This window comes from Methanospirillum sp. (assembly GCF_028679455.1).
Lineage (GTDB): Archaea > Halobacteriota > Methanomicrobia > Methanomicrobiales > Methanospirillaceae > Methanospirillum.
In genome coordinates, this window is sequence record NZ_JAJRBM010000012.1 from 1 (window position 1) to 6157 (window position 6157).

The following is a 6157-nucleotide window of genomic DNA, read 5'->3' on the forward strand; positions in this document are numbered from 1 at the left end:
GCCGATGATCTGTGATGTAACCAGGTTATGCCTTGAACGGGGGGGAAGGTTCAAGGTCGATGTGGTTCACACCGCAGAAGAAGCTCTGGCCTGTTTACAAAAATCGTCATATTCATGTGTTATTTCAGATTATGAGATGCCGTCAATGAACGGGCTTGAGCTTTTAAAAGAAGTTCGGCGGCTTGATCCTGATATCCCGTTCATCTTCTTTAGTGGGCGAGGACGAGAGAACGTAGTAATTGAAGCGATCAATACCGGGGCAGATTTTTACATTCAGAAAGGAGGAGATACCAAGACCCTCTTTGCAGAACTCAATCATAAGGTTGATTATGCAATAACAAAACGAAATTCACGTCTTGCCCTGAAACGAAGAGATGCAATCCTTGAAACCGTCAGTCTTGTGGCTTCTCTCTTTTTAGGAGGAGAATCATTTAAGAAAGCATTAAAAGAGTCTCTCACTCTTTTCGGGCTGGCAACCGAGGTTGATATGGTGCTGATCTTTCGGGAGGATCCGACAGGTAGCAACTATCATTCCTATTATCGGCTCTGTGGCTGGAGCCGGCTTGGTGACCCTGAACCCGCAGAAGGACTGGTGTTAGAGCCTGGGATCGGGTCTGTGTGGGAAGATCGGATTCAGGCCGGGATGAATGTTGTCGGTTCTTCACATCTTTTTTCTGACGGCTCTCAAGGGTTTTTGCATGATGCCGGGGTTCGTTCAATTGCCGCATTTCCCATCATTGCTGATCGTGAAGTAAGGGGAATGATCTGGTTTTGTGATTGTCTGAGTGAACGGGAATGGGCAATTGTTGAGGTTGATGCGTTGCAGGCAGCCTCCTCGATTATTGGGTCTGCGCTTCATCATGAAGAGATGCATTCAGCACTTCTAGCTGGCAAAGAGAATTACGAGTCCATGTATTCCCTGATGCGTCAGCTCTGTGATACGGTTCCGGATATGCTCTGGGCCAAGGATCTTGAGGGCCGCTATATTTTTGTAAACCGGGAAACCTCGAAGAGACTTCTTGGTTCTTCTGATACTCAAGAGCCAATTGGCAGAACTGAAGCTTATTATCTCACTCAACCAGTTGACTCAGGACTTGTACATTTATATCCAGGTACAGGATGTGAGTCCAGTCACCCTTCCAGGCAGTCTGTGCAAGAAGTGCCCTCTATTAGTGAGACTACAATTATGGAGGATGAGAAACGTGTTCATCTTACCGTAAAGACCGTTCCGTTTTTTGATCAGAATAAAGAGTTAATCGGAAGTGTTACTGTCGGGCGTGATATCACTGCAGAACGGGACGCTGCAACGGCACTCCGGTTAGAACGACAGAAATATGCCGGAATATTTCACCAGATTCATATCGGCCTCATTACCTGCGGACCAGGTGGTGAAATATCTGAGCACAACCAAAGGGCAGCAGAGCTTCTGGGAATTGCAGGCAAAAAAATGTGTGGGATGAATCTGCATTCGATCCCCGGACTGGGGGATACCGGTTTACTACGGGATTTGTCTGTAGCACAAGTTCATAAAGCACCGATTCATGGTCGTAGCGAGTACTGTACAGCAACCGGGATCAAAAAATCATTTTATTATAGTATTCAACCACGCTATGATGATGATTCACGGGTACTTGATGTGCTCCTTACTATCGATGAACATTATCATTCGTAAATATAATGATCTGGTTTCTCTGGTATCAGAGAAAAGAAACCAGATCTCTCAGTACCGCACCCGGATCTTCATCTTTTACCACGCTTGATGCAAGCAGTACACCGACGGTTCCGAGATCAATTGCGGTTTTTACACATTTTCCAGAATGTATCCCTGCACCGGTGAGTACCTTCACCTGGGGATTTGCTTTGAGTGCTGCTTCTACTGATCCGGTTATGATTGCAGGATTTGCTTCTGCTACCGAGACCTTTCCCCCGATCAGTTCGGGTGGTTCGATGGCCACGTAGTCAGGTCCGAGTGCTGAAACCGCTGAGGTTGTCCCGACGGTATTGGAACAAACGCAGGAGACCATTCCTGCAGAACGGAGGGCCTGGACATTGGTCTCGATATCTGCGATCGAAAGCCTGAACTCAGAATGATTGACCAGTGATCCAATTGCCCCGGCTGTTTTGACTGCAGATAGTGGGATTCGTCCGGTATGAGCACCGGGGGTGATGGGATCGATATGCTGGGCAAATACAGGCAGGGTGAAATGATGTTTAATCGGATGAATATCCATGTACATCGGGGCAATTCCGATCGATATTCCGCTCTCTTCTGCAACTTCCTGGGCTGCCTGAGCGATCCGGTGTGCACCATGACCGACAGACTCCTGATAGCACTTGAGATTAACAAGAATGAACGGTGATTTGATCTGATTGGAGTTCATACTGTTACGTTAGCATCAGATTAGTATAAATACGTGATATATCCGGAGATCATAACGGGAGGAATGAGGATTGAGAATACCCGGTTCAGGTTATAGTACCCTGTAGGGTAATTGTGTAATCATGAACTGGTATCTCTTTTCCAGATCGTTCGAGTGCCTGGCTTACTACATAGTTCACCCCGCTGCAGCAGGGGACGATCATATGCACCGTGGTGATGGATCTGATCGTATGCATGGTCAGAATATCTGTTAATTTCGCAACATACTCATCAATATCTGCATCAAGTTTCGGGCAGAAGATGATCACTCTCTTCCCCTTGAGGAGATTCTGGTGAAAACCAGCATAAGCAAACGGTACACAGTCTGCTGCTATCAATAGATCCGCATCATCAAAGAACGGGTTTGAGGGTTGCAGGAGTCGCAGCTGGACCGGCCACTGGCAAAGTTCTGAACCCGTATCAGCCTGACTGTTTCCGGCCGGGGACTCATGCTCAATCGTATGTGCTACAGAACCCGGACATGAGGCAAAGGGATTTTCCTGGCCTGGGCACTTCCCCTTCACCGAACCGGCAGCATGGGCAGGCACCGGGATCTTCTCATCCTGGAGATATGCAATCGCCTGAGCATAGAGATCCCGCTCGCCATGCCCTGCCAGATGCTCAAGATGGGCTCTTACGACCTGCTCTCCCTGCCTGACAACGTTCTTCATAACCTCCTGTTCGTTATACTCCCCTGCTTCGCGTTCGATCACTGAAATGGCGCCTTCGGGACAAGTGCCGATGCAGGCACCAAGTCCGTCACAGAAGAGATCGCTTATTAGCCGTGCTTTTCCGTCCAGCACCTGAAGCGCTCCTTCCGGACAATCCGGAATGCATTGACCACAACCGGTGCATTTTTCCTCATCTATGGTGATTATCTTTCGTTTCATATCTGAACACCTGCCCTGAATGTACAGTGGATGACTATCAGGATCATGCATGGATTGGTACTTATACTCATCCGTGCCGGATCCCGGTTGTCGGCAGCAAAAAATATCACAGTAGTATGTAAAAAAGAAGGAGAAATGATAAATTCGGTTAGTTCCCTGACACCAGGCGCTTTCCTAGATTATATGCAGCCTCGCAGTCCTTTGGGAAGACGGTCTTTCTTCGCTCTACTCGCTCAGCAGGATCTGCATAACTAAAGACCATCTTTGAATAATCTTCAAATTGCAGGGTCTCATACGAGAATAGCGATTCGCAGCTGCCAAACATCCGCTCCATGATCGATTCATTAGATCTGAACTGGACATCATATCCGATATCAGAAATACTCACTTCTGCAACATTCATGGTGTAGAAAAATGCAGTAGGGATCTTCCGTGGGAAAAGTGACTGTGGTGGGCGGGTATAGGTCAGATAAGGAAACAGTATCCGTTCCATACAACTCCGCATCTCACCGGTAACGATCCCAAAGTATATCGGCGAACCTAAAATGACTGCATCTGCCTCCCCGATAGCTTCCAGAACAGGGGTCAGATCATCCTGCAGGGAACATCTTCCATAACTCTTTCCTCCTTTTAGTTTGCAGGCAAAACAACTGGTACACCCCTTGAAATCAAGATCATACAGGTGCACCTGTTCAGTATCTGCTCCGGCTGATGCTGCCCCGTTAAGTGCATGTTCAAGCAACGTTGCCGTGTTCCAGGTTTTCCGTGGACTTCCGTTTATTGCAATAACTTTCATAATGCCCCGAATGCTGCCCGACTACCGCCAGATGATCTAATAGTAATAGTCATTGATGTTATGCTTAATGAGTTACTTCTATGCTAACATATAGGTATCAGAAGAGTTTTAGTAATATTGTATCCATTAAGTAAGTATTGGTAAATATTTCATGAAATGCGAAATTAAAACAAAATGTAAATTAGAGGCGGTAGTTGATATCATCGGGAACAAATGGAATCTCATGATCATCTGGCACCTCCGGGATTCAACCTTCAGGTTCTCTGAGCTCCAGAACAGAATGTGTGGGATCAACTCTAAAACCATCACCAAACATCTTCGTGATCTTGAGCATGAATCGATCATTACCCGGACTGTGTATCCGGAGGTTCCGCCACGGGTCGAGTATGCTCTGACTGATCAGGGAAGAGGAATACTTCCAATCATCGAGGCTATGCTTGTGTGGGGAGATTCGTTCCGGTACCCGCAGGTTTGTAGTGAGAATACTCAGGCAGCTGAGTAACCGTCACTGGTGAAGTGCTTCTTCTCCGGTGGGAAACCCTTCAGGGCACTGGTGATCACCAGGTCCGTATCTGAATTCCTCATATCCGGTTCCCAGTCATGTAATGAACCAAGAACCGGAAAGACGGATCTTCCCATTTCGGTTAGCCGATAGTCAACCCTTGGAGGAATATCCGGGTATATAGTTCGTTCGATGATCCCATCCATTTCAAATTCACGCAGCACCCCATATGATTATCTCCCAAAGCCGGATCGGACAGCTTACCGCACCGACTGATGCGATCATTGCGATGAGTTATCTGGATCTGATTGCCACGGCCTATGGTATTGGAACCTGCTGGACTGGAATTATCAGGAGAGCGGCGGAGCAATCACCTGGTGTGGTTCAGACGATGGGTACCCGCTTTTCACTCAGTTCAGGAATCTGCGAAGGCCGGCTTTACCGATTACCGGTGGTAATTCCAAGAAGGGTGAAAGGTTCTACCATGTATATGATAACTAAAGAAGGAACGTTTTCAACAAACACACTGCATTTTGTGTTCTTAAATCATCATAATGACAAGGTTCAGAAGGTTTGTAGATGTCTGGATATCTCCTTGGGAGTAAGGATATCCGTTACCTTACCGGTATCAAGAGCTGCCTGAGGCATACTTCGTATCGGGGCAGTACTGGGATCTTGCACAATAGTCTGTCCTCCCAGTGATCTGATATGGATAATACCTGCTGATCCGTCCTGTCCCATACCTGTGAGGATGATACCAAGCAACCGATCTCCATCAATCTGCCGAAGCGATAACATCGTCCGATCCACGGCAGGTTTCACCCCATGAAGTTTCTCCCCATCATCAAACCTGATAATCCTGTTTTTCTCCAGAATCATATGTTTTCCTGCCGGAGCAATAATAATCTCACGCTCACTTATTTGATGCCCTGCTTCTCCGATACTCACCTTCATCGTGGTCAGAGCGGCAATATGGCCCCGAAAGGTCGATATAAATGCCGGGGGGAGATGCTGGACAATAATGATGGCTATGGAATGAACTGGAAATCTGGTAAAGATCTCTTCCAGGATGAACGGCCCTCCGGTGGACGAGCCAATGATTGCAATCTTCATGGCCCTTGATCTGCCTCGATCTTCTCTCTAAGTGGAAGAAAGCTGGCATAATATCTCACCTTACTGACAAGCTCATCAGGATCAAATGGTTTGGTTACATAATCCAGCACCCACTCCTGAAGTCCGATCATTTTGTTGTCAGGTGTACTTTTTGCAGTAAGCATGGCGATGACTATCCCATGAAAGAGGTCTTCTTCAAGTATTTTTGTGATGGTATCCCATCCATCCATACCCGGCATCATGATATCGAGAAGAAGGACTCCGCAAAACTCTGATTTTAATATTGCTATGCATTCCTTTCCCCCTTCTGCATCTATCACATTATATCCGGCTTCAGCGAGAATTGTTTTAACTGCAATTCTTACATGGGCATCGTCATCAACGATCATTACCCTGATTGGATCTTTTTTTACCCCCGACACTGGCACCACCCTGTA

Annotated in this window: 8 protein-coding genes; 2 read left to right on the forward strand and 6 right to left on the reverse strand. The window is 47.0% G+C overall.

Annotated features, from left to right (window positions below):
• Positions 1 to 1672, forward strand: a 1672-nt coding sequence (locus LUQ50_RS00325) for a response regulator (RefSeq protein WP_300034412.1), incomplete at its 5' end; no start/stop codon positions are given.
• A gap of 25 nt (positions 1673 to 1697) precedes the next feature.
• Here the strand turns inward: LUQ50_RS00325 and tpiA are convergent.
• The 3 genes from tpiA to LUQ50_RS00340 form a co-directional block, all read right to left on the reverse strand.
• Positions 1698 to 2381 (reverse strand): triose-phosphate isomerase, encoded by a 684-nt coding sequence (gene tpiA, locus LUQ50_RS00330; protein ID WP_300034415.1) that lies wholly within the window; start codon positions 2379 to 2381, stop codon positions 1698 to 1700.
• 85 nt (positions 2382 to 2466) lie between these two features.
• A complete protein-coding gene (locus LUQ50_RS00335) occupies positions 2467 to 3309 on the reverse strand; it encodes an ATP-binding protein (RefSeq protein ID WP_300034418.1) in 843 nt (280 codons plus the stop codon).
• A 148-nt stretch (positions 3310 to 3457) separates the two neighbouring features.
• Positions 3458 to 4105, reverse strand: a complete 648-nt coding sequence (locus LUQ50_RS00340; protein WP_300034421.1) for a flavodoxin family protein — start codon at positions 4103 to 4105, stop codon at positions 3458 to 3460.
• A gap of 151 nt (positions 4106 to 4256) precedes the next feature.
• Between LUQ50_RS00340 and LUQ50_RS00345 the strand changes: the two genes are divergently transcribed.
• On the forward strand, positions 4257 to 4607 hold the full coding sequence (locus LUQ50_RS00345; RefSeq protein WP_300034424.1) for a helix-turn-helix domain-containing protein: 351 nt from the start codon (positions 4257 to 4259) through the stop codon (positions 4605 to 4607).
• Here LUQ50_RS00345 and LUQ50_RS00350 read toward each other — a convergent pair.
• The 3 genes from LUQ50_RS00350 to LUQ50_RS00360 all read right to left on the reverse strand — a co-directional run.
• A complete protein-coding gene (locus LUQ50_RS00350) occupies positions 4592 to 4831 on the reverse strand; it encodes a helix-turn-helix domain-containing protein (RefSeq protein ID WP_300034427.1) in 240 nt (79 codons plus the stop codon). The genes LUQ50_RS00345 and LUQ50_RS00350 overlap by 16 nt on opposite strands.
• Positions 4832 to 5171: 340 nt before the next feature.
• Positions 5172 to 5720 carry a chemotaxis protein CheB gene (locus LUQ50_RS00355; RefSeq protein WP_300034430.1) on the reverse strand — a complete coding sequence of 183 codons (549 nt, stop codon included), beginning with the start codon at positions 5718 to 5720 and terminating at the stop codon, positions 5172 to 5174.
• The coding region (locus LUQ50_RS00360; RefSeq protein ID WP_367278923.1) for a PleD family two-component system response regulator at positions 5717 to 6157 on the reverse strand (441 nt) is incomplete at its 5' end. The genes LUQ50_RS00360 and LUQ50_RS00355, both read right to left, overlap by 4 nt.

Bases quoted from the DNA above. Each gene is read 5' to 3' on its own strand.
- LUQ50_RS00340 (WP_300034421.1), bottom strand. From the start codon at position 4,105: ATGAAAGTTATTGCAATAAACGGAAGTCCACGGAAAACCTGGAACACG.
- LUQ50_RS00335 (WP_300034418.1), bottom strand. From the start codon at position 3,309: ATGAAACGAAAGATAATCACCATAGATGAGGAAAAATGCACCGGTTGT.
- tpiA (WP_300034415.1), bottom strand. From the start codon at position 2,381: ATGAACTCCAATCAGATCAAATCACCGTTCATTCTTGTTAATCTCAAG.
- LUQ50_RS00345 (WP_300034424.1), top strand. From the start codon at position 4,257: ATGAAATGCGAAATTAAAACAAAATGTAAATTAGAGGCGGTAGTTGAT.
- LUQ50_RS00355 (WP_300034430.1), bottom strand. From the start codon at position 5,720: ATGAAGATTGCAATCATTGGCTCGTCCACCGGAGGGCCGTTCATCCTG.